Annotated in this window: 29 protein-coding genes; 11 read left to right on the top strand and 18 right to left on the bottom strand. The window is 72.4% G+C overall.

Annotated elements, in window-relative coordinates:
• Window positions 1–110 precede the first annotated feature (110 nt).
• Entirely contained in the window at window positions 111–536 is a 426-nt protein-coding gene (locus tag ACFW3L_RS19365; protein ID WP_378742372.1) for an OsmC family protein, read from the top strand.
• A gap of 203 nt (window positions 537–739) precedes the next feature.
• Window positions 740–1,306, top strand: coding sequence for a TetR/AcrR family transcriptional regulator (locus tag ACFW3L_RS19360; RefSeq protein WP_378742370.1), 567 nt, complete (start codon window positions 740–742; stop codon window positions 1,304–1,306).
• 6 nt (window positions 1,307–1,312) lie between these two features.
• Here ACFW3L_RS19360 and purE read toward each other — a convergent pair whose 3' ends face one another.
• Entirely contained in the window at window positions 1,313–1,846 is a 534-nt protein-coding gene (gene purE / locus ACFW3L_RS19355; protein WP_378742368.1) for a 5-(carboxyamino)imidazole ribonucleotide mutase, read from the bottom strand.
• The gene (locus ACFW3L_RS19350; RefSeq protein ID WP_378742367.1) at window positions 1,843–3,000 is read right to left on the bottom strand and encodes a 5-(carboxyamino)imidazole ribonucleotide synthase; all 1,158 of its coding nucleotides are present in this window, start codon (window positions 2,998–3,000) and stop codon (window positions 1,843–1,845) included. Before ACFW3L_RS19350 ends, purE begins: the two co-directional genes overlap by 4 nt.
• A gap of 198 nt (window positions 3,001–3,198) precedes the next feature.
• Here ACFW3L_RS19350 and ACFW3L_RS19345 point away from each other — a divergent pair, with 198 nt between their 5' ends.
• A complete protein-coding gene (locus ACFW3L_RS19345) occupies window positions 3,199–3,660 on the top strand; it encodes a GtrA family protein (RefSeq protein WP_378742475.1) in 462 nt (153 codons plus the stop codon).
• On the opposite strand, the gene ACFW3L_RS19340 is transcribed toward ACFW3L_RS19345, so the two are convergent.
• Window positions 3,651–4,652: a CPBP family intramembrane glutamic endopeptidase gene (locus ACFW3L_RS19340; RefSeq protein ID WP_378742366.1), complete on the bottom strand. Its 1,002-nt coding sequence runs from the start codon at window positions 4,650–4,652 to the stop codon at window positions 3,651–3,653. The genes ACFW3L_RS19345 and ACFW3L_RS19340 overlap by 10 nt on opposite strands.
• 406 nt (window positions 4,653–5,058) lie before the next feature.
• Between ACFW3L_RS19340 and ACFW3L_RS19335 the strand changes: the two genes are divergently transcribed.
• Window positions 5,059–6,198 carry an Mrp/NBP35 family ATP-binding protein gene (locus ACFW3L_RS19335; RefSeq protein ID WP_378742365.1) on the top strand — a complete coding sequence of 380 codons (1,140 nt, stop codon included), beginning with the start codon at window positions 5,059–5,061 and terminating at the stop codon, window positions 6,196–6,198.
• Between the two features lie 99 nt (window positions 6,199–6,297).
• Here ACFW3L_RS19335 and ACFW3L_RS19330 read toward each other — a convergent pair whose 3' ends face one another.
• The 4 genes from ACFW3L_RS19330 to sigE form a co-directional block, all read right to left on the bottom strand.
• A complete protein-coding gene (locus ACFW3L_RS19330; RefSeq protein ID WP_378742364.1) occupies window positions 6,298–7,347 on the bottom strand; it encodes a S1C family serine protease in 1,050 nt (349 codons plus the stop codon).
• Between the two features lie 568 nt (window positions 7,348–7,915).
• Window positions 7,916–8,983 (bottom strand): sigma-E factor regulatory protein RseB domain-containing protein, encoded by a 1,068-nt coding sequence (locus tag ACFW3L_RS19325; RefSeq protein ID WP_378742362.1) that lies wholly within the window; start codon window positions 8,981–8,983, stop codon window positions 7,916–7,918.
• Window positions 8,980–9,765, bottom strand: a complete 786-nt coding sequence (locus ACFW3L_RS19320; protein ID WP_378742360.1) for an anti-sigma factor family protein — start codon at window positions 9,763–9,765, stop codon at window positions 8,980–8,982. Before ACFW3L_RS19320 ends, ACFW3L_RS19325 begins: the two co-directional genes overlap by 4 nt.
• Window positions 9,762–10,400 (bottom strand): RNA polymerase sigma factor SigE, encoded by a 639-nt coding sequence (gene sigE / locus ACFW3L_RS19315; protein WP_378742358.1) that lies wholly within the window; start codon window positions 10,398–10,400, stop codon window positions 9,762–9,764. Before sigE ends, ACFW3L_RS19320 begins: the two co-directional genes overlap by 4 nt.
• 318 nt (window positions 10,401–10,718) lie before the next feature.
• Between sigE and ACFW3L_RS19310 the strand changes: the two genes are divergently transcribed.
• Window positions 10,719–11,309: an O-methyltransferase gene (locus ACFW3L_RS19310; protein ID WP_378742473.1), complete on the top strand. Its 591-nt coding sequence runs from the start codon at window positions 10,719–10,721 to the stop codon at window positions 11,307–11,309.
• A 230-nt stretch (window positions 11,310–11,539) separates the two neighbouring features.
• Here ACFW3L_RS19310 and ACFW3L_RS19305 read toward each other — a convergent pair whose 3' ends face one another.
• The 4 genes from ACFW3L_RS19305 to ACFW3L_RS19290 form a co-directional block, all read right to left on the bottom strand.
• Window positions 11,540–13,030 carry a leucyl aminopeptidase gene (locus tag ACFW3L_RS19305; RefSeq protein ID WP_378742356.1) on the bottom strand — a complete coding sequence of 497 codons (1,491 nt, stop codon included), beginning with the start codon at window positions 13,028–13,030 and terminating at the stop codon, window positions 11,540–11,542.
• 109 nt (window positions 13,031–13,139) lie between these two features.
• The gene (locus ACFW3L_RS19300; RefSeq protein WP_017542172.1) at window positions 13,140–13,307 is read right to left on the bottom strand and encodes a DUF3117 domain-containing protein; all 168 of its coding nucleotides are present in this window, start codon (window positions 13,305–13,307) and stop codon (window positions 13,140–13,142) included.
• Window positions 13,308–13,643: 336 nt separating this feature from the next.
• Window positions 13,644–14,228, bottom strand: coding sequence for a hypothetical protein (locus tag ACFW3L_RS19295; protein WP_378742354.1), 585 nt, complete (start codon window positions 14,226–14,228; stop codon window positions 13,644–13,646).
• 174 nt (window positions 14,229–14,402) lie between these two features.
• Window positions 14,403–14,990 carry a hypothetical protein gene (locus ACFW3L_RS19290; RefSeq protein ID WP_378742352.1) on the bottom strand — a complete coding sequence of 196 codons (588 nt, stop codon included), beginning with the start codon at window positions 14,988–14,990 and terminating at the stop codon, window positions 14,403–14,405.
• 62 nt (window positions 14,991–15,052) lie between these two features.
• On the opposite strand from ACFW3L_RS19290, the gene ACFW3L_RS19285 reads away from it, so the two are divergent.
• Entirely contained in the window at window positions 15,053–15,472 is a 420-nt protein-coding gene (locus ACFW3L_RS19285; protein ID WP_378742350.1) for a hypothetical protein, read from the top strand.
• Between the two features lie 7 nt (window positions 15,473–15,479).
• Here the strand turns inward: ACFW3L_RS19285 and ACFW3L_RS19280 are convergent, their stop codons facing one another.
• The 3 genes from ACFW3L_RS19280 to ACFW3L_RS19270 form a co-directional block, all read right to left on the bottom strand.
• On the bottom strand, window positions 15,480–16,256 hold the full coding sequence (locus ACFW3L_RS19280) for a TIGR00730 family Rossman fold protein (protein WP_378742348.1): 777 nt from the start codon (window positions 16,254–16,256) through the stop codon (window positions 15,480–15,482).
• Between the two features lie 129 nt (window positions 16,257–16,385).
• On the bottom strand, window positions 16,386–17,450 hold the full coding sequence (dapE, locus tag ACFW3L_RS19275) for a succinyl-diaminopimelate desuccinylase (RefSeq protein ID WP_378742471.1): 1,065 nt from the start codon (window positions 17,448–17,450) through the stop codon (window positions 16,386–16,388).
• A 120-nt stretch (window positions 17,451–17,570) separates the two neighbouring features.
• Window positions 17,571–18,407: a 2,3,4,5-tetrahydropyridine-2,6-dicarboxylate N-succinyltransferase gene (locus tag ACFW3L_RS19270; protein WP_378742345.1), complete on the bottom strand. Its 837-nt coding sequence runs from the start codon at window positions 18,405–18,407 to the stop codon at window positions 17,571–17,573.
• A 337-nt stretch (window positions 18,408–18,744) separates the two neighbouring features.
• On the opposite strand from ACFW3L_RS19270, the gene ACFW3L_RS19265 reads away from it, so the two are divergent.
• The gene (locus ACFW3L_RS19265) at window positions 18,745–19,632 is read left to right on the top strand and encodes a hypothetical protein (protein WP_378742343.1); all 888 of its coding nucleotides are present in this window, start codon (window positions 18,745–18,747) and stop codon (window positions 19,630–19,632) included.
• A gap of 91 nt (window positions 19,633–19,723) precedes the next feature.
• Here ACFW3L_RS19265 and dapC read toward each other — a convergent pair whose 3' ends face one another.
• A complete protein-coding gene (dapC, locus tag ACFW3L_RS19260) occupies window positions 19,724–20,830 on the bottom strand; it encodes a succinyldiaminopimelate transaminase (RefSeq protein WP_378742341.1) in 1,107 nt (368 codons plus the stop codon).
• A 140-nt stretch (window positions 20,831–20,970) separates the two neighbouring features.
• A complete protein-coding gene (gene fdxA / locus ACFW3L_RS19255; RefSeq protein ID WP_014908468.1) occupies window positions 20,971–21,291 on the bottom strand; it encodes a ferredoxin in 321 nt (106 codons plus the stop codon).
• A 184-nt stretch (window positions 21,292–21,475) separates the two neighbouring features.
• On the opposite strand from fdxA, the gene ACFW3L_RS19250 reads away from it, so the two are divergent.
• The 4 genes from ACFW3L_RS19250 (at window position 21,476) to ACFW3L_RS19235 (ending at window position 25,280) form a co-directional block, all read left to right on the top strand.
• Window positions 21,476–21,712, top strand: coding sequence for a hypothetical protein (locus ACFW3L_RS19250; RefSeq protein WP_378742469.1), 237 nt, complete (start codon window positions 21,476–21,478; stop codon window positions 21,710–21,712).
• A gap of 171 nt (window positions 21,713–21,883) precedes the next feature.
• Window positions 21,884–23,245, top strand: a complete 1,362-nt coding sequence (locus tag ACFW3L_RS19245) for a hypothetical protein (RefSeq protein ID WP_378742339.1) — start codon at window positions 21,884–21,886, stop codon at window positions 23,243–23,245.
• A 149-nt stretch (window positions 23,246–23,394) separates the two neighbouring features.
• The gene (locus ACFW3L_RS19240) at window positions 23,395–24,132 is read left to right on the top strand and encodes an SDR family NAD(P)-dependent oxidoreductase (RefSeq protein ID WP_378742337.1); all 738 of its coding nucleotides are present in this window, start codon (window positions 23,395–23,397) and stop codon (window positions 24,130–24,132) included.
• 104 nt (window positions 24,133–24,236) lie between these two features.
• The gene (locus ACFW3L_RS19235; protein WP_378742335.1) at window positions 24,237–25,280 is read left to right on the top strand and encodes a site-2 protease family protein; all 1,044 of its coding nucleotides are present in this window, start codon (window positions 24,237–24,239) and stop codon (window positions 25,278–25,280) included.
• A gap of 23 nt (window positions 25,281–25,303) precedes the next feature.
• Here ACFW3L_RS19235 and ACFW3L_RS19230 read toward each other — a convergent pair whose 3' ends face one another.
• Both ACFW3L_RS19230 and mshB read right to left on the bottom strand, forming a co-directional pair.
• Window positions 25,304–25,786 carry a hypothetical protein gene (locus ACFW3L_RS19230; RefSeq protein ID WP_378742332.1) on the bottom strand — a complete coding sequence of 161 codons (483 nt, stop codon included), beginning with the start codon at window positions 25,784–25,786 and terminating at the stop codon, window positions 25,304–25,306.
• Between the two features lie 60 nt (window positions 25,787–25,846).
• Window positions 25,847–26,713, bottom strand: a complete 867-nt coding sequence (gene mshB, locus ACFW3L_RS19225) for an N-acetyl-1-D-myo-inositol-2-amino-2-deoxy-alpha-D-glucopyranoside deacetylase (protein ID WP_378742329.1) — start codon at window positions 26,711–26,713, stop codon at window positions 25,847–25,849.
• Window positions 26,714–26,830 lie beyond the last annotated feature (117 nt).

Below are 26,830 nucleotides of genomic sequence, written 5' to 3'. Positions count from 1 at the left end.
ACGGCGGACGCGTTCCCGCTTCCGGATTGCGGGGCGTCGTGGCGCCACGAACGCCCCCGGGCTGCGAGGCTGACTGCGACCGTTCGACCAGTACACACGAGGAGCACGCCATGGCGACCACACGCAACGCGACCGCGCACTGGGAGGGAGCGCTCCTGGACGGGCAGGGGCAGGTCTCCCTGGACTCGTCCGGGGTCGGGACCTTCGACGTCACGTGGGCGTCCCGCGCCAACGCCCCGGAGGGCCGGACCAGCCCGGAGGAGCTGATCGGCGCCGCGCACGCCACCTGCTACTCGATGGCGTTCTCGCACGCCCTGGCCGGTGCGGGCACACCTCCCCGGAGTGTGGACACCCGGGCGGCCGTGACCTTCCAGCCCGGTGAGGGGATCACCGGTGTCCAGCTCAGCGTCGAGGCCGACATCCCCGGGATCTCCGAGGAGGACTTCCAGCGGATCGCCGAGGACGCCAAGGAGAACTGCCCGGTCAGCCAGGCGCTCAGGGGAACGACCATCACCCTCACGGCCACCCTGCGCTGAGGCCCCGCGCTCCCGGGGGCCGGGAGCGGGCACGAGGGCCCGGGGCGACGAAGGGGCGTCGCCGCGGGCCTCGGCCCGCCCGGCGTCCGGGAGTCGAGGGCCCCGTCCGGTCGGCACTGGCGTCGTCCACGGCCGTGTCCGCCGCCGGCCCCGACCGGACGGGACAGCGGTATGTACGTACGTCAAAATGCTAGGCTGGCGGCATGAGCCAACGTGAGGACCTGCTGGTGGGCGCGAGGAAGTGCCTGGCGGAGAAGGGCTACGCCAAGACCACTGCCCGGGACATCGCCGCCGCCTCCGGCGCGCACCTGGCGTCCATCGGATACCACTTCGGGTCCAAGGACCGCCTCATGAACACCGCCGTGATCGAGGCGACCGGCGAGTGGGGCGACGTCTTCGCGGAGGCCGTAGCCCGGTCCCGCCCGGAGACCGCACGGGACCGGGCGCGGCTCCTGCTCACCACGCTGTTCGAGACCCTCCCCCAGCACCGCGACCTGATGGTCTCCAGCGTCCAGGTCTTCGGCCAGGCCCAGTTCGACGAGGACATGCGCGCGCACCTGGCCGAGGGGATCGCGGAGGCCCGCCGGGAGTTCGGCGCCCTGATCCTGGGCGTCCCCGTGGCCGAGGTCGACCCCGGCACCGCCGCGGGCCTGGGGTCGATGGTCTACAACCTGGTCACCGGATACGTCCTCCAGTACCTGGTCGACCCCGACTCCCTGCCCACGGTGGACCAGGCGATGGACGGGCTACGCGCGCTCCTGCCCGAGTGAGGCTCCCTACCGGCCGAACCCCATGGTCCGGCCGCCGTCGGCCACCTCGCGGCGCAGCCGCTCGCCCTTGGCGTGCGCCTGCTCCCTGAGCTCCTCCTGGAAGGCGGTCATGCGCTCGGCCAGCCGCTGGTCGTGCGCGGCGAGCTGGCGCACGGCCAGCAGACCGGCGTTGCGCGCGGCGCCCACCGCCACGGTGGCCACCGGCACCCCGGCGGGCATCTGCACGATGGACAGCAGCGAGTCCATGCCGTCGAGGTACTTGAGCGGCACCGGGACACCGATGACCGGGAGGGTGGTCACCGAGGCCAGCATCCCCGGCAGGTGGGCCGCGCCGCCCGCGCCGGCGATGATCGCCTTGAGCCCGCGCCCCGCCGCCTCCGAACCGTAGGAGATCATCTCGTGCGGCATGCGGTGCGCCGAGACCACGTCGGCCTCGAAGGGGACCCCGAACTCGGTGAGGGCCTCGGCCGCGTCACGCATCACGGGCCAGTCGGAGTCGGACCCCATCACGATGCCCACCAGGGGCTTGCTGTCGGTCACTTCTGGTCTCCTCGCAGGTAGGAAGCGGCGTCGCGGGCGCGCTCCAGCAGGTCCTGGTAGTCGTCGCCCATCACGGTGACGTGCCCGATCTTGCGGCCCGGACGCACGTCCTTGCCGTAGAAGTGCACCTTCACCTCGGGGTCCTTGGCCATCACGTGCAGGTAGCGGCGGTAGACCTCCGGGTCCTCGCCGCCGAGCAGGTTGGCCATGACGGTGTAGGGGGCGTTGGTGCGCGGTGAGCCCAGGGGCAGGTTCAGGACCGCGCGCAGGTGCTGCTCGAACTGGGACGTGCGAGCACCCTCGATGCTCCAGTGGCCGGAGTTGTGCGGGCGCATGGCCAGCTCGTTGACGACCACGTCGTCGGCGGTCTCGAACAGCTCCACCGCGAGCACGCCCGTGACGTCCAGGGCGTGCGCGATCTCGATGGCCAGCTTCTGGGCGCGCAGGGCCCTCTCATCCGCCAGGTCCGGCGCGGGGGCGATCACCTCGTGGCAGATCCCGCCGCGCTGGACGGTCTCCACGACGGGGTACACGGCGACCTGCCCGTGCGGCGAGCGGGCCACCTGGACGGCGAGCTCGCGGGAGAAGTCCACCTTCTCCTCCACGAGCAACGGGACGTCCTCGGCGGCGGCGCGGTCCACGACCTCGCGGGCCTCCTCCGGGCCGTCGGCGATCCACACGCCCTTGCCGTCGTAACCGCCGCGCGCGGCCTTGAGCACGACCGGCCACCCGGTGTCCCCGGCGAACCCGGTGACGTGTTCCAGGGTGGTCACCGCCCGCCAGCGCGGGGACGGTGCGCCCAGCTCGGCCATGCGGGTGCGCATGCGCAGCTTGTCCTGGGCGAAGCGGAGGGCGTCGCGACCGGGCCTCAGCAGCCCGCCCGCCTCCTCCACGGCCCGCAGGACGGGTTCGGGCACGTGCTCGTGGTCGAAGGTGACCACGTCGTTGGCCTTGGCGAAGGCCAGGACGTCGTCGAGGCCTCGGTCGTCGCCCAGGGTGACGTCGCCGCAGACCAGGGCCGCGCTGTCCCGGGGGTCGGCGGCCAGGACGGAGAAGTCCACGCCCAGCCCGATGCCCGCCTGGTGGGTCATCCGGGAGAGTTGGCCTCCGCCCACCATTCCCACGCGGGGGACGATGCGGTTACGCTCGCTCACAGTTCCTCAACTCAATGCTCGTCAACCGCGGATGCGGGGCGGCCCCGCGCACGGCGGAACCTGGCCGTTCGGCTCGGAACCCGCGGCCGGGGTGTCTCTCGAAGGCCCCGGATAGAGTCTAGGGTGTGCGGGTGCACCACCCCCAGGGCCCACTCCCCCGCCGCCGTGACCCCCACCAGGACCCGGAGGGCGCAGGCCATGCGCGAGTTCCTCTCCCGCCGCCCCAGGCTGGCCCGGCTGGCCTCCGAGGTCGGCAAGTTCGGCTCCGTCGGCGCGATCGCGTACGTGGTGCAGCTGACCGCGACCAACCTGCTGTGGGCGGGCGGCATGGGGTCGATGGCGGGGCAGGTGGTGGGCACCTCGTGCGCCATCGCGGTGGCCTTCGTGGGCAACCGGTTCTGGACCTTCAACGACCGGGCCAGCACCGGCCTGGGGCGGGAGACCTTCCTGTTCCTGGTGATGAACGGCGTGGGGATGCTCATCCAGGTGGGCTGCCAGGCCTTCTCGCTGTACGTGCTCGGCCTGGAGGGCGCCCTGGCGCAGAACGTCTCCGGGAACGTGGTGGGGGTGGGACTGGGGACGCTGTTCCGCTTCTTCGCCTACCGCACCTGGGTGTTCCCGCCGGACCCCGTGCCGGACGCCGCGCGCTCTCAGACCTGAGAGGTGGCGCTGCGGCGTCGCACTCCGTGGCGGCGCGCCATGGCGCCGACCAGGAGAAGGTAGAGCCCGACCTGGACCACGGCCAGGGCCAGGGTCATCGGGGTGTTGGTTCCCAGGGGCAGGCCTCCGCCGAGCACGACCCCGGTGCCCACCTCGTCCAGGCGGCCCTCCACGGCGCACACGCCGAACTGGACGAGGCTGTTCACCACGTGCAGGCCGATCGCGGCCTCCAGGCCGCCGGTGCGCCAGGTCACCCAGGCCATGCCCAGACCGAGGACGGCCAGCGCCGCCGTGTTCCACGCGTCGCCCGGGTGGGTGGCCGCGTACAGGGCCGCGAAGAGCGTGCCGCCCGCCAGGATGGCGGGCCACGGGGAGCGCAGCACCCGGGAGAAGGCGGAGTCTCCGTCGGGTGACCCCAGCGAGCCGACGAGCTGCATGACCATCCCGCGCAGCGTCATCTCCTCGGCCACGGACTGGAGCGGGACCAGCAGCACGATCACGAGCATCGCCGCCGCGAGGACCTCGACGCTTCCGTAGTCGACGGTGATCGGCAGGTCGGCCGGGCCCTCCCCGGTGAACGCCAGGAGCAGCGCGGTGGCCGCGGTGACGGGGACGGCCGCCGTGAACACGCAGCGGGCCAGCCAGCGCCAGCGCAGGTGTCCGGTGACGGAGAGCAGGGAACCGGGTCTGCGCCACTGCACCACGCGGGCCACGAAGAGGGTGACCGGTGCCAGCAGGGCTATCGCGGACAGACCGAACGCCAGCCCGGCGATCTCCCCCACCCGGACGGAGTCCGGTGCCAGACCGCTGCCGCCGAGGATCGCGACGATGGTCATCACGACCACCACGCCGACCCACAGGAAGAACAGCAGGACGGCGAAGACCAGGAGGGCGAGGGGCGGGACCCACCAACGGAACCTCGGAGTCCGGGCCAGCCTGTGATAGGACTCACCCTCGGGGATCTCCGCACAGGCGAACAGGTTCTGCCGCACCGGTCGCGGTGGTGGCCAGGCCCACACCGACGGGTCCGGAGTCAGCGCGGGGTGCCCGCCGGGCGGGGTCTGGCGCGCGCCTCCGGGAGGCCAGGCCCAGGTCTGCTCCTGGGTGGAGCCACCAGAAGTCTGCCCCTCCGGCCCCTCAGGCGCGGCGGGCCAGGACGAACCAGGCGGTGGCGGCACATTTCCCATCGTGCGCTGAGACTACTATCCGGGCATGTATCGCCTGCGTTAAGGCCACGCCGTTATCGCCTGGTCACGGTGCGGGGCGGGAGCCGCGAAGGCCCCCGGACGACGGAATAGCGGCACGCCCCTCCCCTGTTGGAACTGGTGGTCCTGCGGGCGGTCACACGAGCGCCACCACAGGCCAACCACCCCGTCCCGCTGACCTACGATTGAGTACATGTCCTCCACACCAACCACCGAGCAGGTCCACGAAGCCCTGACGACGGTGCAAGACCCGGAGATCCACCGACCCATCACCGACCTCGGCATGGTCAAGAGCGTCGAGATCGGTGACGACGGCGCGGTGCACGTCGGCATCTACCTCACGGTGGCCGGGTGCCCGATGAAGGGCCGCATCGAGAAGGACGTGACGGGAGCGGTGACCAAGGTCGCCGGCGTCACGAAGGTCACGGTCGAGCTCGACGTCATGAACGAGGAGCAGCGCAAGGAGCTCCAGACCAAGCTCCGCGGCGGCCAGGCGGAGAAGGAGATCCCCTTCGCCAAGCCGAACTCCCTCACCAAGGTCTACGCGGTCGCCTCGGGCAAGGGCGGTGTCGGCAAGTCGTCCGTCACCGTGAACCTCGCCGCCGCGCTCGCGGCCCAGGGTCACAAGGTGGGCGTCGTCGACGCCGACATCTACGGCCACTCGGTGCCGCGCATGCTCGGTGCGTCGGACTTCCCGACCAAGGTCGAGGACATGATCCTCCCGCCGACCGCGCACGACATCAAGGTCATCTCGGTGGGCATGTTCACCGAGGGCAACACCCCGGTGGTGTGGCGCGGCCCGATGCTGCACCGCGCCCTCCAGCAGTTCCTCTCCGACGTCTTCTGGGGTGACCTGGACGTCCTGCTGATGGACCTGCCCCCGGGCACCGGTGACATCGCGATCTCCGTCGCCCAGCTCCTCCCTGCCGCCGAGCTGATCGTGGTCACCACGCCGCAGCAGGCCGCCGCCGAGGTCGCCGAGCGCGCGGGCGCGATCACCGCCCAGACGCACCAGCGGATCGCCGGTGTCATCGAGAACATGTCCTACTACCAGCCGGAGGACGGCGGAGAGCCGGTCCACCTCTTCGGCCAGGGCGGTGGCCAGACGGTCGCCGACGCGCTGACCAAGACCCTCGGTGCCGAGATCCCGCTCATGGGGCAGGTCCCGCTGGACACCCGTCTGCGTGAGGGCGGCGACGAGGGCCAGCCGCTGGTCCTGACCCACCCCGAGACCGAGGCCAGCAAGGTGATCGTCTCGATCGCGGAGAAGCTCGTCGGCAAGCCGCGCGGGCTGGCCGGGATGCAGCTCGGTATCTCCCCCGCCGGTCGCTGACGACCGACCCCTCCAGGGGCGCCTGGAGGACACGCGCACGGCCCCCGGATCCCTGCGGATCCGGGGGCCGTCGTCTCTCCCGGGGCCGGACGGCGCCGGTCAGTCCCCGGAGCCGAGGGTGACGGTGACGGACTCCCTTTCGCCGTCGCGCTCGTACTCCAGCTCGACCTCCTCGCCGGGGGTCCGGTCGCGCACCATGGCCTGGAGCTCGCCGTGGGAGTTGACCCGGCGTCCGTCGAAGGTGACGATCACGTCGCCCGGCTCCAGCCCCGCCTCGTCGGCGGCGCCCCCGCTCTCGACGGCCCCGGAGTCGTCGGCGATCACCGCGCCGATGACCGAACTCTCCTGGTCGAAGGTGACCCCGAGGTCGGCGTAGGTGGTCTCACCGTGGTCGATCATCCGGGTGACGACCTCCTCCGCCTCCGTGGAGGGGATGGCGAAGCCCAGTCCGATGCTGCCGCCCTGCGCCTCTCCCATGAACCCGCCGCCCATGGTGATGATCATCGAGTTGACGCCGATGACCCGGCCCTGGATGTCCACGAGCGGGCCGCCCGAGTTGCCGGGGTTGATCGCGGCGTCCGTCTGGAGGGCGAAGAACTGGCTCTCGCCCTCGTCGGAGCTGACCGGCCGGTCCTTGGCGCTGATGATGCCCTGGGTGACCGTCCCGTCCAGGCCCAGCGGGGCGCCGATCGCGATGACCTCGTCGCCCACGACGGCCTCGTCGGAGTCGCCGAACTCCAGCGGCTCGACCTCGTTGGGCTCCTCCAGCTGGAGGACGGCCAGGTCCGAGCTGGGGTCCGAGCCCACGACGGTGGCCGGGCTGAACCTGCCGTCGCTGTACTCGATGACGATCCCGTCCTCCTCCAACGGGGCGGAGACGTGGTCGTTGGTGACGACGTAGTCGTCGGCGATGACGAAGCCGGAGCCGGACGCCCCGACGCGTCCGCCCGCGCTGCGCAGGGAGACCACGCTGGGGCTGACCCGCTGCGCCACGCCCGCGATGGTGTCGGCGGCGCGCTCGGGCGCCTCGGGCGGGGGTTCGTTGATCTTCGGGCCCTGCTGGGAGTCGGGGGCCGCCTGCTGACCGGAGCCGAGCAGACCTCCCGCGAGACCGCCCGCGCCGCCCGCGATGAGGGCGACGACCAGCATCCCGCTCAGCGCGGCCCAGGCGGGAACCCCTCGTCTACGGCGCCCCGCCGTGGGGTCGGGGGCGGGCTGGCCGTACCTCGTGGGGGGTCCGGGGGGCGCGGCGAAGTGACCGTGGCTCGGCACCTGCCCGGTCAGCTGGCCCTGGTGTGAGGTGGGTGGCTGCTGGCCCTGCGGCTGCGGGGTCTGGTGGGGGGTAGGCGCCTGCGCACCGGGATGCCCCTGAGACTCGTGGTACGCCTGCGATCCCGGGGAGTGCTGCGACCCCTGAGACTGCTGGGGGCTGGACGCCTGTGCGCCGGACCGGTGCGAGGGGTGGTCGGGGCGGGGAGGCTGACCTCCCTGCGGGGGCGGTGGGGCGCCCCATGGACCGGCGGACCCGCGCGAGGGGTGGTCGGGCACCTGCCCGGGGGCGGGCGCGTCCGGCGCGCCCGGCTGGGGTGCGCCACCGTTCGGCGGGGGCGGGGCCCACCCCTCGGCGGGTTCCGAACGGTCGTTGTCCTGGCTCAAGACCTGCTCCGTATGTCGCTCGGCTTTCGGTCCCGGCACGCGCCGCGCCGGTCGGCCGGGCCTACAGCAGGCCCAGCCGGGACAGACCTCTCAGCACCCTGGCCCAGAAGCCGGAGTCCTCGGGGCCTGGCAACGCGGCCACCGCCGAGGACGCCAGGTCCGCGGGGGCGTCGGCCAGCACGGTGTAGACGAATCCGTTCGCCTGCCACACGCTCTGGTACTGGCCCACGTCTCCGCCGAAGATCGTGTCGTGCCCTGGTGTGACGCCACCACCCCCCGTTCCGGTTCCGGTGTATCCGTTACCAAGTGTGGAGGGATGTTCGGTTCCCAGCTTGCCACGCTGGACGAAGACCGAGACCTGGGAGAGCCCGTCGGAGTAGACGGCGTGGACGACCCGCTCCTTCCCGTAGCGTTTGGCGCGGGTGTCGACCAGTCGGAGGTCCCAGGTCAGGTGCTCGGGGAGCACCCACCCGGCCTCCCGGAGCTCCTGCCGTTCACCGCCGTCGAGGGCGTCACCCCAGGGCGAGTCCCCGAGGGCCTCGTCCGGCCAGGCGCCCTCACCCAGGTCGAGGTCGGTGAGGTGGCTGCTGAACGCCTCGTCTCCCGCGCGGTCGTAGACGACGTGGCCCAGCAGGAGGTGGGTCTCGGCATCCACCCAGAACCGTCCGGCCACCGTGGAGTCCGCGCGCAACGCCTCCACCAGGTGCGCCGGGCGGCCGTCGAGGCGTTCCCGACCCGCGTCGACCACCTGGTAGGTCTCCTCCAGTACGGCCAGGAGCCGTTCGTCGAGGGACTCCAGGGCGGAGGAGCTCAGCACGACGAAGGCCGACTCGGTGTCCCCCTCCCCCAGCGGCGACATGGCCACGCCGGAGTCGGGGCGGTTGACCACACTGAGGTCGACCCCGTCCCGACCCCGCGGTCCGCGCACCTCACGAACGGCGGTGTAGGCCACCCGGCCGTGGGCCTCGGAGGCGCGTTCCAGGACGGTCATGCCGTGGTCCTCCCCCTCGGCCGGGACCGAGGTGGCCTCCGGGTGGACCGCGCCGGTGAGCACGAGGGCGCACAGCAGCGCGGCGGCCACGGAGGCGGGAGCGGAGTTCGGTCCGGGAGAGGGTCTGTCAGCCCTCACCGGGTCGTTTCGGTCGTGGCCGAGGGCTGGGACCCCTCAGCCGCGACGGGCAGCGGCTCGAACGGCGGGCGGTCCGCGGGCAGCGGTTCCACCACCGGTATCTGGCGGCTGGTCACGGCGTGCTCGACGGCGAAGTCGGCCAGGTGGGGTTCGACGACCGGGGTGTCCTCCCCCTCACCGCCCGCGACGAACGCGCTCCCCAGGAGCGCCGTCGCCACGGCCAGCCCCGCGACCGCGTAGCGTCCGCCGGAGAAGTGCGGCAGCAGGCCGGAGAACCGGTCGCCGCCACGCGGTTCCGGCCGGGGCGGGACGTACCGCTCCGGCTGGGTGCGCGGCTGGGGTCTCTCCTGGCCGGGGTCCGGGCTGGTGGCCGAACCCCCGCCCCGGTGCACCGGTTCGCTCGGGTGGGCCGCCCGCCCCGCTCCGATCAGGGGCCCGCCCATGGGGAACCCGCCCAGCGGACGGGAGTGGCCCAGTGGTGGGCTGGATCCGAAAGGGCCGGTGGGCGGCGGGTCCGAGGGGCCGCGATCACCCCGATCACGTCCCCCCGGGCCGCCGGGTCCGCCGAAGCCCGGCTGGGACATCAGGCGTCCCATGAAGTCCATGTCGGGTTCGGGTTCGCCGAGCCCGGTGAGCCTGCGCTTGAGTCTGCGCATCATGTCGGCCTCGAACCGGCACGACTCGCACTTGGCCAGGTGGATGAGGGCGCGCTCGTGGTCGGCGGCGCCCAGTTCCCCGTCGATGAGCGCCGACAGGCGCTCCCCGAGGTGGTCCATGCTCATTCCGCCTCCCCGTGGATCACGTTGGCAGTGGCGCCGTCGGGCCCCTCGGTGCCCCCCTGGGCCCCGTTCGCGGCAGCCAGGGACCTGCGGTGTTCCAGGGCGCGGCGCAGCTGGGCGCGGCCCCGGTGGATGCGGCTGCGGACGGTCCCGAGCTTGACGTCGAGGGTGGCGGCGATCTCCTCGTAGGAGAGGCCCTCGATGTCGCAGAGCACGACGGGGGCTCGGAACTCGGCGGGGAGGGCGTCGAGCGCGCTCTGGACGTCGGCGTCGAAGTGCCGGTCGTCGTAGCGCTGGGCCGGTGAGGGCTCGCGGCCCTCCAGACGTTCGTCGGCGTTGTCGGCCAGGCCCTCGAAGCGGATGCGGGCCTTGCGCCGGGCCATGTCGAGGAAGAGGTTGGTGGTGATGCGGTGCAGCCACCCCTCGAAGGTGCCGGGGGTGTAGTTGGCGAGGGAGCGGAACACACGGATGAAGACCTCCTGGGTGAGGTCCTCGGCGTCGTGCTTGTTCCCGGTGAGGCGATAGGCCAGCCGGTAGACGCGCGGCGAGTGGACGCGCACGACCTCTTCCCAGCTCGGGGGTTCCCATGCCTCGAACTCGACGGCAGGGCCGGTCTCTGGCACCGCTGCTCCCTTCATCCCGCTGAGTTCACCACGCGAGGACAGGTGGGGGGCGTTCACTTCGTGGCGATCAACGTGCGTTCATCCCGATTCAACGTCGGAGGGCACCGATTAAGTTCCCGCCACCACGCTCGGAGTTCCGGCTGGTTCAGGCTAGTCTTTTGCCCAGGGACATACCTGGCCGCGACCACCATTCTACGGTGGGTGACGATCCCCCGGTCAGAACGCCTGGCCATGACATTCAGCCGTGCTTGGGAGGCCGTCATCAGCGCAGAAGAGAGCGTCGCCCGGACCGCGTGGGTCCGGACCGAGCAGGCTCGGTTCGAGGAGTCCGCCATGGGGGACGGACCTCTGGCGGACGCCTACGACGCGGGGGTACGCGCCGCGGCCTCGCCCGTGGACGCGGCGACGGGGGCCGCGCTGCGGTTCCTCACCGCCGCCATCGGGGCCCGTTCCGTGGTGGAGATCGGCACGGGCTGCGGGACCTCGGGGATCTGGCTGCTGCGGGGGATGGTCCCCGAGGGCATCCTGACGACCGTGGACGTCAACGCCGCGTACCAGGACTACGCGCGCTCGGCCTTCTCCCGGGCGGGGTTCGGCGCCGGCCGTGCCCGGCTGATCCGGGGGACGGCGTTGGAGGTGCTGCCCCGGCTCACCGACGGCGGGTACGACATGGTGTCGGTCGACGCCGACCAGGCCTCCTACCCCGCCTACCTGGAGGAGGCGCTGCGGCTGCTGCGCCCGGGCGGGGTGGTGGTGTTCAACAACGTGCTGACGGGCCCCGCCGAACCGGACAGTCCGCTGCGGGTGCCGGACCCGGCGGAGACCGCGGTGCGCGAGGTGATGCAGCGCATGCGCGAGGACGAGGCGTTCATTCCGCTGCTGGTCCCGGTCGGTGAGGGGCTGCTCGCCGCCATCCGCCCCTAGGTCGTGCTTTGTGGATCATTCCGCGCTCGCGTTGCCAGGCTGCCGCTCGCATCGACGGCGGCTCCGCCACCACCGGCGAAAGCATCCAAAAAACACTCCCTGTGCACGGACGCGGCCCGTGGACCGGGCCCCGTTCGCAGAGCGCGTCACCGCACCCGTGGACGCGCGCGGGCCCGGGCGGAGGGTGTCCGCCCGGGCCCGTGGTGGTCGGTCGGCACCGACCGGAGCGCCTACCTCGCGGCGAGCCAGCGGAGCAGGGTCCGGGTGGCGAAGGCCGTGCCGCCCTTGGACAGCAGGCCGCTCTCCTTCATGGACCGGCCCGGACCGGCGATGTCCAGGTGGGCCCAGGGCAGGCCGCCGGTGAACTCGCGCAGGAACAGGGCGGCGTCGGTCGCCCCGGCCGGGCCGAAGTCACCGCCGCGGGTCCCGATGTTGGCCAGGTCCGCCACCCGGGAGCCGGTGGTCGGGACGTAGTCCTCGGTGAGGGGCATCCGCCACAGCGGCTCGCCCGACTCCGCTCCGGCGGCCTCGATCTGCGCCGCGACCGTGTCGTCGGTGCTGTACAGGGCGCCGATGCCGGTGCCCAGCGCCAGCTTGGCGGCGCCGGTCAGGGTGGCGACGTCCACCAGCACGTCCGGGTCGAGGCGGGTGCTGGCGTACCCCATGGCGTCGGCCAGGACCAGACGGCCCTCGGCGTCGGAGTTGAGCACCTCGACGGTCCGGCCGGTGTAGGTGGTCAGCACGTCACCGATACGCGTGGCGTCACCGGAGAAGGCGTTCTCCGCGAGGGCGAGCAGACCGGTGACCCGCACGCTCGCGCCCACGGACGCCAGCGCCGACAGGACGGCCAGGACGATCGCCGCGCCGCTCATGTCGGTCTTCATGAGCTTCATGTTGTCATTGGGCTTGAGCGAGAGCCCGCCGGTGTCGAAGGTGATGCCCTTGCCGACCAGCACCACGTGCGCGGTGGGGTTCTCCGGCGTGTAGCCCAGCTGGACCAGTCGGGGCGGCCGGGAGGAGCCCTGGCCGACACCGAGGATCGCGCCGAAGCCCTCGTCGCCCAGGGCCTTCTCGTCCCACACCCGCACGTCGAGCCCGGACCGGTCGGCGGTCTCACGCGCCCGGGCGGCCATCCACTCCGGGTCCTTGGTCAACGAGGGGGTGTTGATCAGGTCCCGGGCGAGGGCGGTCGCCGTGGCCAGGGTGGTGCCCAGGGCCAGGGGCTCCGCGAGGGCCGCGACGTCGCCGACCACGTCGATCACCGGGGCGGGGCGCTGGGACCTCGGGGGTTCGGTGGTCCGGTAGGTGAAGGTGTACGAGGCGAGCAGCGCGCCCTCGACGAAGGCCGTGGCGGTCTCGGCGTCCGTGCCGGGCCAGGCCAGGGCGACGCGCTCGTTGCCCCGTGCGGCCCGGGAGAGGGCGGCGCCGGCCTTCCGGAGGTCGGCGGGGCTACCCGAGCCGACTCCGAGAAGGGCCAGGCGGACCAGGCCCCCGTCCCGGGACACCGGGAACTGGGAGAGCTCACCGGACGCGCCGGTGAGTGCGTAGTGCGCGAACAGCTCCGCGAGCGACGACGGAAGGACCTGTGTCAGTCCACCGTCGGTGACCCCTTCGACCGCCTCGGGGCCTTCCTCGCCCGCGAGTACGGGGAGGACCAACAGGTCCGCGGTGGATTCGGCGAGGGTCCCCGGTACGGGGTGGATCTCCGTGGCGAATGGCACAGGCCGCTCACAATCGTTCACTCTTCGGGGAGGTTCACGCAGGTGGGAGGTGTGGAACCTCGGGGGTCATCAGGGCGTTCCGGCCCAGGTGGGGGACGATTGGTGCCGGTTAACCGACGACACCCCGGAGCGCGTCCCGGAGTTCGGTCGCCTCGTCCGGCGTGAGCTCCACGACCAGACGGCCGCCGCCCTCAAGCGGGACCCGCATGATGATGCCGCGACCCTCCTTGGTGACCTCCATCGGCCCGTCGCTGGTCCTCGGCTTCATCGCCGCCATGCCATTCCCCTTTCTAGGTGTTCCTCGCAGGTGACCGGGGCCGACCCACAGCACCGACACCGATCCGCAGGGTCGTCTCGGCTTCGGAGCCGTCGGCCGGTTCCGTGTGACTCGCGCCCGTGTGGCGGGTCGGGAATCACTCTTCGACCATTATCTCGGAGGTTGGGCCCTGGGTGTGCGCCAGGCGACACCCGGAACTCCCCCGCGAGCGCTCACCGGCGAGGAATCGTTGGTCAGTAAGGTTATATCGGTCTCGACCGAAACCCGCGCGCTGTGCGGGCGTCCGTGCGTTCTCCGCCCCGGGCGGGGCGGTCGCTGAGCGGGCTCGCGGCCCGCTCAGTCCAGCAGACCGGTGGAGACCATCCGCGTCCCCTCGCGGGTGACGGAGGACCACTCGGCGTTGAGCCGGTCGCCCTCGGAGGCGGGCCAGAGGGTCAGTTCGGACTCGTCGACGCACCGGTCCTCGGGGTCGGAGGTCTCGGTGTAGGCGTACACGAGCCGGTCGCCGTCGCGTGCCGACAGCTCCAGGGTCCCTGAGCAGGAGAAGGTGGTCCAGGCGGTGCTGCCGCGTTCGGCGCCCTCCTCGATCCGTACCTCCGCGTCCCACTCGGCGACGGGCCGTCCGTCCGTGTCCACCTGGCTCATCCGGCCCGACCAGGCACCGACGAACTCCTCGGGGTCGGACATGGTGGTGACGGTGTCCTCGCGGGCCCCGTCCAGGTGGGACCAGGCCGCGAAGCCCCCACCTCCGACCAGGAGCAACGCGACCAGGGCCACGGCCGTCCTGGCGAACTGGCGGCGGCGCCGGCCCGTGTGTCGGGTCGATCGGGGCGGCGGCCAGAGGGACATCTGGCGCACCGGGGTGGAGGAGTTCCCGGGCTCGTCCTCGGAGCCCGCCCGGAGTTCGGGTGCTGTGTCCATCCTCGCCATCCTCACGACGGTCCACCCGCTCCGGCGGAGCAGGGGTACGCATGTACAGCGACCGAGAATAGAACACCCGAACGCACCACATCCGACCAAGAAGGACGAGACGGATGTGATGCACGGCATAGGAGACCCGGGCGTGCCGCGGCCTCTCCGGGCCTCCAGGAGGGGTCAGGACCGGTCGTCGCCTCGACCGCCGACCGAGGCGTCGTCCGCTTCGGGGGTGGTTTCGGACACGAATTCGGGGGAGGTTTCGGGGGTCGATGCGGGGGTGGCACCCGAGTCGGGCGCCGGAGCGGACCCGAAGGGCGTGTCCTCCGCACGGGTGTCGGCCGGGCTCCCGCCGGGCGGCGGGACGAGGGTCACGCGCTCGACGTCGTCGGCGTACCCGTCGAGCTCCTCCTCGCCCGGCAGGTAGGCTCCCGGGCTCGGCCCCGTGCCCCGGGGCACGTAGGACGGGTCCAGCCGGGCCAGCCGCCACTCCAGGTCCTCGATCCGCTCCTCGCGTTCGCGCAGGGTGGACGTGAGCCGCACCAGCAGCTCGTCGACCGCGCGCACGTGGTACCCCCACATGGACAGCGGGACGAGGAGTCCGGCCAGGTCACGGGAGCCCACCGGGCGCCCCTCCGGCAGGTTCAGCGGAGGGAAGTCGGCCTCGAACCGGGCGAGCTGCCCGCCCTTGCCGAGCACGACGAAGACCACGCCCACGAGGACGGCGAGCGCGGCGGCGGCGACCAGGATCAAGATGAAGAAAGGCACGGGACCGATCGTGCCACACCGCCGCACTCCCCAGGGAGCGCCGGGCATGGGAGACTCGGCGGGTGTCGAACGCACCCTTCCGAGTCCTGACCCCCACCGCGCCCGGCGCCGGGGCGGGGGCTCCCGCGTCCCCCACCGGGGACGGTCCGAGGGACGGCGCCCCCTGGACGGTGGACGCCGGTCACCGACCCACCGCCGCCCGGGTCGCCGCCCTCGTCGCGGAGGGGCACACCGTCCTGGTCCGCTGTACGCGGCCGGACGGCGACGCACCGCGCACCGACCTGCCCCCGGCCCCGCCCGGGATCGTGGGCGCGGTCCCGGTCGCGGCGGCCGAGGAGGTGGCCCTGGCGACCGTGTACGCCTGGGCCGGCGCGCGCGTGTTCGTGACCGACCACCCGGAGCGGGTACGGCACGCCCTGGACATGGCCGCCTCGGTGCGCGGGGAGCGCCCGCCCGCCGCCGTGCGCAGGGGACTCGCCTGAGCAGCGCCTAGCTGGCGGGGCCCGCCTCGTCGCGCTCGAACCTGTTCTCCAGGTGCAGGTGCGCCTGCTGGACGATCCGCACGGCCTCCTCCGGGTCGTCGGTCACGTACAGGAGCTCCATGTCGTGGTCCGCGACGAGGCCGTGCTTGAGCAGGCTGTCCTCCACCCAGGTGCGGAGGCCGCCCCAGAACTCGGTGCCGATCAGCACCACGGGGAACCGGGTGATCTTCTTGGTCTGGACGAGGGTGATCGCCTCGAAGAGCTCGTCGAGGGTCCCGAACCCGCCGGGCAGCACCACGAAGGCCTGCGAGTACTTCACGAACATCGTCTTGCGGACGAAGAAGTACCGGAAGGTCATCCCCATGTCGATGTAGGAGTTGAGGGACTGCTCGAAGGGGAGCTCGATGCCCAGGCCCACGGAGAGCCCGCCCGCCTGCTGGGCGCCCTTGTTGGCCGCCTCCATCATCCCGGGGCCGCCGCCGGTGATCGTCGCGTACCCGGCCTCCGCGAGCCTGGCCCCGACCTGGACGCCGAGCTCGTAGAACTCGGAGCCGGGCCTGATCCGCGCCGAGCCGAACACGCTCACGGCGGAGGGGAGCTCGGAGAGCAGCCCGAAGCCCTCCACGAACTCGGACTGGATGCGGAGCACACGCCAGGGGTCGGTGTGTACCCAGTCGGCGGGGCCGCGCCGGTCGAGGAGTCGTTGGTCGGTGGTGGTGTCGGGGATCGCGCGACCGCGGTAGGTGAGCGGTCCGGCACGCCTCACGTTCTCTTCTTCCGTCATGCTCGTAAAGCTATCCATCCGTGGCCGGACCACACCCGAACGACGCGTGTCGGTCCGGTGACCGGTAGCGGACACGGAACCGCCCACCAGGTCCGGAGCGCCCGGCGGGCGGTCGCGGTCCGGGTTCGCTCAGCGCCGTCCGGTGAGCCAGGCCACCATGCGCTCCTCGGCCTCGCGGATCTGCGGGATGCTGGCGTACTCGTCACGCGTGTGGGCGAGCATCGGGTCGCCGGGGCCGTAGTTGACGGCGGGCACCCCCAGCTCCGAGAAGCGGGAGACGTCGGTCCACCCCAGCTTCGCGCGGGCCCGTCCCTCACCGACGGCGGTGACGAAGGCCGCCGCCGAGGGGTCGTCCAGGCCGGGGCGGGCCGGAGCGGAGGAGTCGGTGACCGTCACCTCGAAGCCCGCGAACACCTCGCGCAGGTGGGCCTCGGCGTCGGCCGGGGAGCGGTCCGGGGCGTACCGGTAGTTGACGCGGACCACGCACTCGTCCGGGATGACGTTCCCGGCCACGCCGCCCTCGACGAACACCGCGTTCAGCCCCTCGTGGAAGGTCAGGCCCTCCACCTCGGGCTGGCGGGGCGTGTAGGCGCGCAGCACGTCCAGGATCGCGCCCGCCTTGTGGATGGCGTTCTCTCCCTTCCAGGAACGCGCGCTGTGCGCCCGCTTGCCGTAGGCCGTGACGTCCACGCGCATGGTGCCCTGGCAACCGCCCTCGATGACCCCGTCGGTGGGCTCCATGAGGATCGCGAAGTCACCGGCCAGCCACTCCGGGTGGTTACGGCTGAGGCGGAGGAGGCCGTTGCGGACGGCGTCCACCTCCTCGTTGTCGTAGAAGACGTAGGTGACGTCGTGGAGGGGCTCGGTGACCAGCGCGGCCAGCTTGAGCTGGACGGCCACGCCCGCCTTCATGTCGGTGGTACCGCAGCCGTACAGGCGGTCGCCGTCCACGTGCGAGGGGACGTTGTCCACGATCGGCACGGTGTCGAGGTGACCGGCGATCACCACGCGGCGGTCCCGGCCGAGCTCCGTGCGGGCCACGACGGCGTCGCCGTCCCGGGTCACGGTGAGGTGGGTGAGGGAGGACAGGGCGTTCTCGACCGCGTCGGCGAGGGCCCTCTCGTCCCCGCTCTCGGAACGGATGTCCACGAGGGCGGCGGTCAGGTCCGCCACGTCCGAGGTCAGGTCCAGCATGGTGTCGCCCCGTTTCGGTGAGGTCAGTGGATGGGTCACGCGCACGGCCACCCTAGAACAACGGCGGGGCGCCCTCCCCGGGTGGGAGGACGCCCCGGACGTGCGCGCGCGGTGCGCGGTCTAGGCGTTGACGCCGTGCTCGCGCAGGAGGTCGTTCAGGGCGAGCTTGTCGTGCTCCTGCCCCTCCTCGAGGCGCTTGAGCACCAGCAGGACCGGCATGCCGAAGTCGCCGCCGGGGAAGCTCTTGGTGCGGCTGGAGGTGACGCACACCGACCAGGCCGGGGCCTCGCCCCGGGCCAGTTCCTCACCCGTCTCGGCGTCGAAGACGCGCGTGGAGGAGGTGAGGATGGTGCCCGCGCCGAGCTTGGCGCCCTTGCGCACGCGGGCGCCCTCGACGACCATGCTGCGCGAGCCCAGGAAGGCGTCGTCCTCGATGATCACCGGGGAGGCCTGCGGGGGCTCCAGGACGCCGCCGACACCCACGCCGCCGGAGAGGTGGACGTTCTCACCGATCTGCGCGCAGGAGCCGACCGTGGCCCAGGTGTCGACCATGGTGCCGGAGCCGACGTAGGCGCCGATGTTGGTGAAGGACGGCATGAGCACGACGCCCGGGGCCAGGAAGGAACCCCAGCGGGCGATGGCGCCGGCGACGACGCGGACGCCGTCGAAGCGGGTCTTCAGGGGCATGCGGTCGTGGTGGTAGAAGTCGCCCACGTGGGACTCCTTCATGTCCAGGACCTTGAAGCCGAGGAGGATGGAGCGCTTGGCGCGCTCGTCGACCACCACGTCGTCCGTGGCGGGGTCGACGAAGGCCACGCGGGCCTTGCCCTCGTCGATCTGGTCGATGGCGCCGGTGATGACGGCGCGCGCCTCGGAGTGGTCGGGGGTCAGTTCGGAGCGCCGCTCCCAGAGTTCGTCGATCTGGTCGGGCAGCGGACTGGTGTACGAGCTGGTCATGTGAACCCACGTTAGCCGCTCGTCCGGGGTGGGTCGTCTGCGCCCCGCCCGCTCCGGATGAGCCTTTGGCCACTCGTGCCGGTGACCGCCCGGAGACCGCCCGGAGCCGGGACGTGCGGCGGCTTCGGAACGGATCGGGTGGCCCGGTCACGGGTCCGGACACACGCTCAGCGAGGGTTCCCGTTGACTGATCGCGGCGCCGACTACACTTTCGCCGGGGCTCGTCCGGGAAACCGCCTCCGTCAGGAACCCGGCACAGCGCCCAGCGCACCGCCTCGGCCCTCCCCTCGGGTCCGCGACCGGTGGGCTCCACCCGTCGCCGACCCTTGGTGCGCCCGTGCCCAGTAAACGCAGGACGTTCTCCGCGTTCGCCAAGATCCTCCTCATCCTCACCTTCGTCTGCGGACTGTTCGTGGCCGGGGGCTACTACGTGCTGACCACGTTCGAGCCGCTGGACACGCGCGAACGTCCCGACCCCGGCTGCCGTCTGGCACTCCCCGAGGGCCGCTACGACATGGAGATCACCCAGGCGGCGAACGCGGCGACCGTGGGCGGCGTCGCCTTCAGCCGCGACCTCCCCGAGGAGGCGGTCACGGTGGCGTACGCGACGGTGTGGCAGGAGTCCACGTTCTACAACGTGGAGTACGGGGACCGGGACTCCCTGGGCCTGTTCCAGCAGCGGCCGTCACAGGAGTGGGGCGATCCCGAGGAGATCCTGGACCCGGTGACCTCCAGCCGGTCGTTCTATGACGAACTGGTGGAGGTCGGCGGGTGGGAGGACCTGCCCGTCTACGAGGCCGCCCAGCGGGTGCAGCGCAGCGCGCACGGGTTCGCCTACGACCAGCACGAGGAGCTGTCCTCCGGGATGGCCGACGCCTTCACCGGGCCGGGTGGAGCGGCGGTGACCTGCTGGTTCGACGAGGCGACCCTGGAGTCGCTGCGGGCCGGGGACGCGGACGTCGCGGGGGCCGAGGAGGAGATGGCCCGGGTGTTCGGCACCGACCCGGCGGAGCTCCCCGTGTCGGAGGACCGGGAGCCGCGCACCGGCGACCTCGGCTGGGCGATGGCCCACTGGGCGGTCGTGCACGCCGAGGAGTACGGGATCACGTCGGTGTCGTACGAGGACCAGCGGTGGCGCGCCTCGGAGGGCATGGACGGCGCGCAGAACTGGACCGAGATCGAGGACGCGAGCGAGGCCACGGGCGGCCGGGTCGTCCTGCGGTAGGGCCGCCTCCGACGGACGGGGTCCGCCCGGGGGCGTTCCGATCGCGGCGGTGGGGGCCGGCCGTTCCGGCACCGGCCCCCACCGCCGGGGATCACTCGGCCAGACGCTTGGCGGCGGCCTCGACACGTTCGTCGGTGGCGGTGAAGGCCACGCGGACGTGGCGCTCGCCGGTCGGGCCGTAGAAGGCGCCTGGGGCCACCAGGACGCCCCGCTCGGCCAGCGCCGCGACCGCGCCCCACGCGTCGTGGTCGGGGTGGCTGGCCCACAGGTACAGCCCCGCGTTGGAGTGTTCGACGCTCCACCCCGCGCCCTCGAACGCCGCGCGGAGCCGCGTGCGACGGGCCCGGTAGCGCTCCTTCTGCTCGGCGGCGTGCGCGTCGTCGTCCAGGGCCGCCTTCATGGCCGCCTGCACGGGGGCGGGCACGATCATGCCCGCGTGCTTGCGCACCGCGAGGAGTTCGGCCACCAGGTCGGGGTCGCCCGCGACGAAGGCGCCCCGGTACCCCGCGAGGTTGGAGCGCTTGGACAGCGAGTGGACCGCGAGCAGGTTCTCGTGCGATCCACCGCACACGTCCGGGTGCAGGATCGAGACGGGCTCGGCGTCCCAGCCCAGGTCCAGGTAGCACTCGTCGGAGGCGACGATCGTGCCCCGCTCTCGGGCCCACTCGACCACCTTGCGCAGGTGGTCGGCGCCGAGGACGCGGCCGGTGGGGTTGGCGGGCGAGTTGACCCACAGCAGCTTGACGTCGGCCGGACCCAGCGCGGTGAGGCTGTCCGAGGCGACGGCGGTGGCCCCGGCGACGCGCGCGCCCGCGTCGTAGGTCGGGTACGCCAGCTCGGGGTGGACGACAGTGTCACCGGGGCCCAGGCCGAGCAGGGTGGGCAGCCAAGCCACCAGTTCCTTGGAGCCGACCGTGGGCAGGACCGCGCCGTCCGCGACCCGGACGTCGTGGCGGCGCTCCAACCAGCCCTGGATGGAGGCGCGGAGTTCGGGGGTGCCCCAGGTCAACGGGTACCCGGGTGAGTCGGAGGCGTCGGCGAGCGCGGCGCGCAGGTTCGCGGGCACCGGGTCCACAGGAGTGCCGACCGAGAGGTCGACGATCCCGTCCGGGTGGGCGGCGGCCGTTCTCTTGTACGGCGTCAGCCGGTCCCACGGGAAGGTCGGAAGCCGATCGGTCACCGGTCGACGTTCACCCATCGGTGCACTCTCCATTCGGTTCTCGGGCCGTTCAGGTCTGGGTCGGGCCCCACACAACAGCGTCGCGCCGACCCCGGTGGGGGCCGGCGCGACACGTCACGTCGGCGACGCGACCTCTGCGCCAAGGGGTCGCGCGCGGCTCACTCGGCCTGCGGGGGCAGCTTGGCGACGATCGGGTGGTCGCGGTCGATCTTGCCGACCTTGGAGGCGCCGCCGGGGGAGCCCAGGTCGTCGAAGAAGTCGACGTTGGCCTTGTAGAACTCCGACCACTGCTCGGGCAGGTCGTCCTCGTAGTAGATGGCCTCCACCGGGCAGACCGGCTCGCACGCGCCGCAGTCCACACACTCGTCCGGGTGGATGTAGAGCATGCGGTCACCCTCGTAGATGCAGTCCACGGGGCACTCGTCAATGCACGCCTTGTCCAGCACATCAACACAGGGCTGCGCGATGACGTAGGTCACGTCGTACTCCTTGTCTCACCCCCGCTAACCCGCGGGGAGGCGGGGACCTTCAGAGGGCACCGGCACCGGTTCCGACGTGCGGGCGTCGTTCGTGGTCCGGGCTCTGTAAAGCGATTGGCACAGATGTCGTTCTCCTAGTATGGCGTCGGAGAACACCCATCGCACACTCGGGGGGTTGGAAATCATGCACTTGGGCGGAAGGCTCGTCCACAGGATCACCCCGGAGGACCTCGGAGCCAGGGTCTCCGTGCGAATCACCCGCGCCGAGGGCGGCTTCACCGATATCGTCGGCGTGGTGGAGTCCTGGGCCGACGGCGTGCTCACGCTGCGCAGGAGGGACGACTCGACGGTGGAGGTCGCCGAGGCCGACGTCGTCGCGAGCCGTGTCGTTCCCCCGGTACCCCCGCGTCGACCCCGGTAGGGTCCCAGGCGCCCACAAGCTGGAATTCTTCGGCCTTTCCGGGGTAGGACAGGCACAGCCCGACACGGTGAACCCCCAACCGTGACCTCGGGCCGACAACGAAGCACCGTACCCGGCCGTCCCACCCCCGGACGGGCCGGGCACGAGGTACGCGGGGAGGTGGCGCCCATCATGAGGGAGGCAGTCGCGTCCGCACTCGCCGAACTGGCCCGGCGGGACGAGCGGGCCGCCGACCTGGCACGACTGGCTCTGGACACGCTCGCCCCCGAGCAGGAGATCCAACGGCTCAACCAGCACGCGGTACAGCGGTTCTGCTGGTACGAACTCCCCCTGCGCTTCCAGGACTCGGCCGACGACCGGCTGTTCGCGGTGCGGTCCCTCGGCCACCTCTTCCAGCTCCTGAAGCTGAACCGGTACGCGGACGTGTGCCGGGCCTCGGAGACCGCCACCCTGCTGGCCCTGTACGACGCCGACCACACGGCGGGCCTGGCGATGTACGAACGCCTCATGTGGGAGTCGGGGGTGGAACCTCCCGACCTCCCCGAACTCACCTGGGGCACCAGCGTGGGCGACGTGGAGCTGCACGCCCGGGGGGAGACGGCCGCCGCGCTCGAACTCGCCATCACACTCGGGGACATCCGCCCGGGGAAGAGCGGGTGGCGGCCCGCCCAGGAACGGTTCGCGCGCTCCTTCCTCACCCAGCCCGACCAGCGGGGGCTCAGTCACCTCGACCGGGTCCGCGAGGAGCGGGTCCGGGCCTGGATCTCCTCCTCCGCGCACCCGCACCGGCAACGCCTGTGGCCGCTGGTGGGGCAGATCATCGCCGGGGCGGACGTGCCGCGCGGTTCGACCGCCGCGATGGCGCCGCTGCAACGCATGCTGGACCTGGCCGCTGACGGGATCGCGCTCACACAGATCGGGTACATCTCCCCCGGCGTGGTCCGGCAGCTGTGCGAGGACTTCGGCTGGTCCACCACCCCGGAGCCGCCGCGCAGCGAGACCGACGCCACCCAGATCATCGCCCTGCACCAGGTGCTGCGCACGATGCGCGCCGTGCGCCGCTCCGGGCGCCGTCTCGAACTCACCCGACGCGGGCAGCAGCTGCGCGAGGACCCCGAGGCGCTGTGGGAGGCCGCCACCGAGACGCTGTGCCGGACCGGCGGCATCCAGCAGGCCGCCGCCGAGACGCTGCTCGGGATGCTGCTGGGCCGCTCGCCCCAGGGCCTGGGCTCACACGCCAGACCGGCCACTTCCGACGCGGAGGCGGCCGAGCGCACCCTGACCGAGTCCGGGTGGCGCCCGGTCGACCCGCCGGTGGCCGCCGGACGACACGCCGCCGCGCACCGCCGCACCGCCGAGACCGCCTCGGACCGCGTGCGCGCCATGGTGATGGCGGTGGGCTGGCTGCTGGAGGCGCTCGGGCTGGTCACCGGGGACGACCACGACGGCCGCCGGGAGCTCACCACGGCGGGGCGCGCGTTCGCGGTGGCGTGCCTGCACAAGTCCGCGGTCGCGCCCCGCGCGGTGGTCTGAGGCGCAGCCCCCCGACCGCCCCCACCTCGGCGAGCCGTGACCACCCTGGTGGGACGGTGTAGTCCGGCGTCCGCGGTGCGGAACCCCACTGGCATACTTCCCCCACCAGGCTCCCGGAGAGGGGCACCGGCCGGATCAGGAGGCACCTCATGTCGCGTCAGGTCACCGTCGTCACGGGAGGGAGCCGGGGCATCGGTGCGGCGACCTGTGTCCGCCTGGCCCGGGACGGCCACGACGTGGTCCTCGGATACGCCCGTGACGAGGCCGCCGCGCGAGGGGTCGCCGAACGGGTGCGCTCCGTCGGGAGCCGCTGCGTGGCCGTGCGCGCCGACACCTCGGAGGAAGCGGGGGCGGAGCGGATCTTCGACACGGCCCTCGAGGAGTTCGGCCGGGTGAGCGGGCTGGTCAACAACGCCGGGGTGACCGGGCCGCTCGGCGCCTTCGCGGACGTGTCCACCGAGGACCTGCGGCGCGTCGTCGACGTGAACCTGCTGGGTTACCTGCTGTGCTGTCGCCGCGCGGTGCGGGAGATGCGGGGGTCCGGGGGCGCGATCGTGAACGTCTCCTCGGCGGCGGCGACCCTCGGCAGCCCGGGTGAGTACGTGCACTACGCCGCGACCAAGGCCGCCGTCGACACCCTCACCGTGGGCCTGGCCAAGGAGCTGGGGCCGGTCGGCGTACGGGTCAACGCGGTGTCACCCGGCATCACCGAGACCGACATGCACGCCGCGATGGGCGATCCCGACCGTCCCGTCAGGGCCGCCTCACGCATCCCGCTCGGCCGGGCCGGGCGTCCCGAGGAGATCTCCGGGGCGATCAGCTGGCTGCTGTCCGCGGACGCCTCGTACACGACGGGCACCGTTCTGAGGGTCGCCGGAGGGATGTAGGGGGAGGTCGGCGCGGGGGCGCGGCCGGTGCGGCACCCGCTGCGAGGAGGTGCGCGCCAGGGCCTAATCTGGAGCACGAACCACCCGCGACCAGCAGGAGCATCATGCCCACGCCCGAGCCGCCGCAACCGGCGGAGCCCGACGCCATGACCGTTCCCGACAGCGGGACGGACCCGGGCGAGCGGGAGCGCGCCGCCGACCCGTGGGCGCGGATGCCCGACGACGCCCTGAACGCCTCGGGAGTCGGTGCCGACCACGCGGACGGTGGGGACGAGGCGGGGGGCACCGCTCCCGAGCGCGGAGACAGGGCGGACGGCGGCGCCGAGACGGAGGAGGCCGGGACCGAGCGCGCGGAGAGCTGGGCGGACTTCCTGCCGAGCCCGGTGTTCCTGCTGGTGCTCGGCCTGGCCGGGTTCGCGGGCTGGCTCTCCTGGACCCACGTCGAGCTGGACTGGGCCGAGGAGGGGACGTCGGTCACCCCGCTCATCCCGCCGCTGTTGATCCTGTTCGGATGGATCGTCTCCGTGGCGGTGCACGAGTTCGCGCACGCCCTGGCGGCCTACCTCGCGGGGGACCGGTCCCTGCGCGGCAGTGCCTACCTGCGGCTCAACCCGTTCGCCTACCGGGAGACCTTCGGCGGTCTGGTGCTGCCGGTCGTGTACCTGGGTGTGGGCGGATTCGGTCTGAACGGGCCGCCCACCTACGTGGACTGGGACCGCGTGCCGAGCCGGGGCCGTCGGGCCGTGGTGGCCCTGGCCGGGCCGCTGGCGAGCCTCGTGCTGTCGGGTCTGCTGGCCCTCACCGTCTCCCTGCTGGTGCCGGCCGGACAGGACACCACGAACTGGGCGATCTCCTCACTGGCCTTCCTGGCCATGGCCAACGCGACCAGCGCCGTGGTGAACCTGCTGCCGATCCCCGGACTGGACGGGTACCACGTGTTGGCCGCCTTCCGAGGTGCCGGGTGGACGGAGTTCGTCCGGGTCAACGGCCTGTTCTGCTCGATCGCCGTGTTCGCGGTCCTGTGGCTGCCGGTGGTCCGGGACGTGTTCGAGAAGTCGGCGTACGCGCTGTTCGACCTGATCCTGCCCAACCCGACCATCCCCGGGATGATGTTCCACGGGAAGCTGCTGCTCCAGTTCTGGGCCTAGGGGGCACCCCCGAGGTTCCGGGACTAGAGGGCGCCGGTGACCGTGGGGGTGGGGCGCGGCGGCAGGACGAGGCTGCGCATCACCCCGACGGCCAGGGCGATCATCGACCCGAACAGGAAGACGTAGTTCACCAGCTTGGCGGAGAACACGATGTTCCCGCCGGTCAGGTAGCCGAGCATCACCAGCATGACCGCGACGTAGCCGACCGCGAAACCCACGGCGCCGGACTGGCGGCGGCTCCCCCACCCGGCCAGGCGGCACAGCGTGTACAGCACGACCAGTTGGGCGACCACCGTCGCCAGCCCCACGGCCTGCTGGGTGAGGCCGAGGTCCCAGAAGTGGGAGACCCAGCCCATCGCGAAGCCGGAGAGCACCCCCACGCCCAGGCCCGCGACCGACAGCACCGCGAAGGAGAGCACGGTCAGCGCGGACGACGCGAACGGGTGGGGGTCGCCGTGCGGGGCCGGGGTCGGCCCGGGGTTCTCGGGAGTCTCAGGAGTGGTCACGGAAGACGAGGGTAGGCGCTCCCGGGCGGGAAGGTGGCACGATCACCGCACCGCCCCTCCTCACAGCCCGGCGAACAGGTCCGTCTCGTAGCCGTCCGCGCCCGGCTTGGGCGGCGCCCCCAACAACAGGGTGAAGTACTCGACGGCGTCGATCTCCTGGGCGATGTCGTTGGACAGCGCGAACCGTCCCCCGTCCACGGTGATCTGGGTGGCGTGCGCCCGCATGGCCAGGGCCTTGGCCGCCCAGTGGTCGGAGGCGTCGATCCGGGTGGTGACGATGGCGTCGGGGGTGCCCCGGGCGATGTCCGACACCTGCTTGGGCGGGGTGAAGGGGCCCGCCTCCTCGTTGAGCCGCGCGATGGACTCCTCGATGCGGGACACCGGCTGGGCGATCGCGTAGAGCTTGCCGACCCGCCACGGTGTGCCGGGCATGGCCCGCTCGTTGGCCTTGGCGCAGGCGCGGCGGGTGATCCGGTGGGCCTGGACGTGGTCCGGGTGGCCGTAGCCCCCGTGTTCGTCGTAGCTGACCAGCACGTGCGGGCGGACCTCGCGGATGATCTCGGCCAGCATGCGGGCCGCCTCCTCGACGTCGGCGCCCCAGAAGGCCCGGGGGTGGTCGTTGGTGGGGCCGCCCATCATCCCGGAGTCCCGGTAGTGGCCCGGCCCGCCGAGGAACCGGTGGTCGCGCACGCCCAACGCCACACAGGCCCTGTCGAGCTCCCCGATCCGGTACTCGCCCAGGGTGTCGTCGCGGTCGGAGGTCAGGTGGGCGAGATCGGCGGGGATGACCTCGCCCTCCTCGCCCAGCGAGCAGGTCACGAGGGTGACCCCGGCCCCCTCGGCCGCGTACTTCGCCAGGGTGGCCCCGGTGACGATGCTCTCGTCGTCCGGGTGCGCGTGCACCATCATCAGTCGCCTGTCCATCACGCAGGGAACAATACCGGGCGGATGCGTGCGTCCCGTCCCAAACTCCACAGTCCGCCCGCGAGGTGGCGGACCTCGTACGACGGGCGAGGGCCGGGGGCGGCCGGGGCGTGCCATGGG

The organism is Nocardiopsis sp. NPDC058789 (assembly GCF_042745575.1).
Lineage (GTDB): Bacteria > Actinomycetota > Actinomycetes > Streptosporangiales > Streptosporangiaceae > Nocardiopsis > Nocardiopsis eucommiae.
The sequence above is the reverse complement of the archived record's forward strand: the minus strand, read 5'-3'. Positions and strand labels throughout refer to the sequence as shown.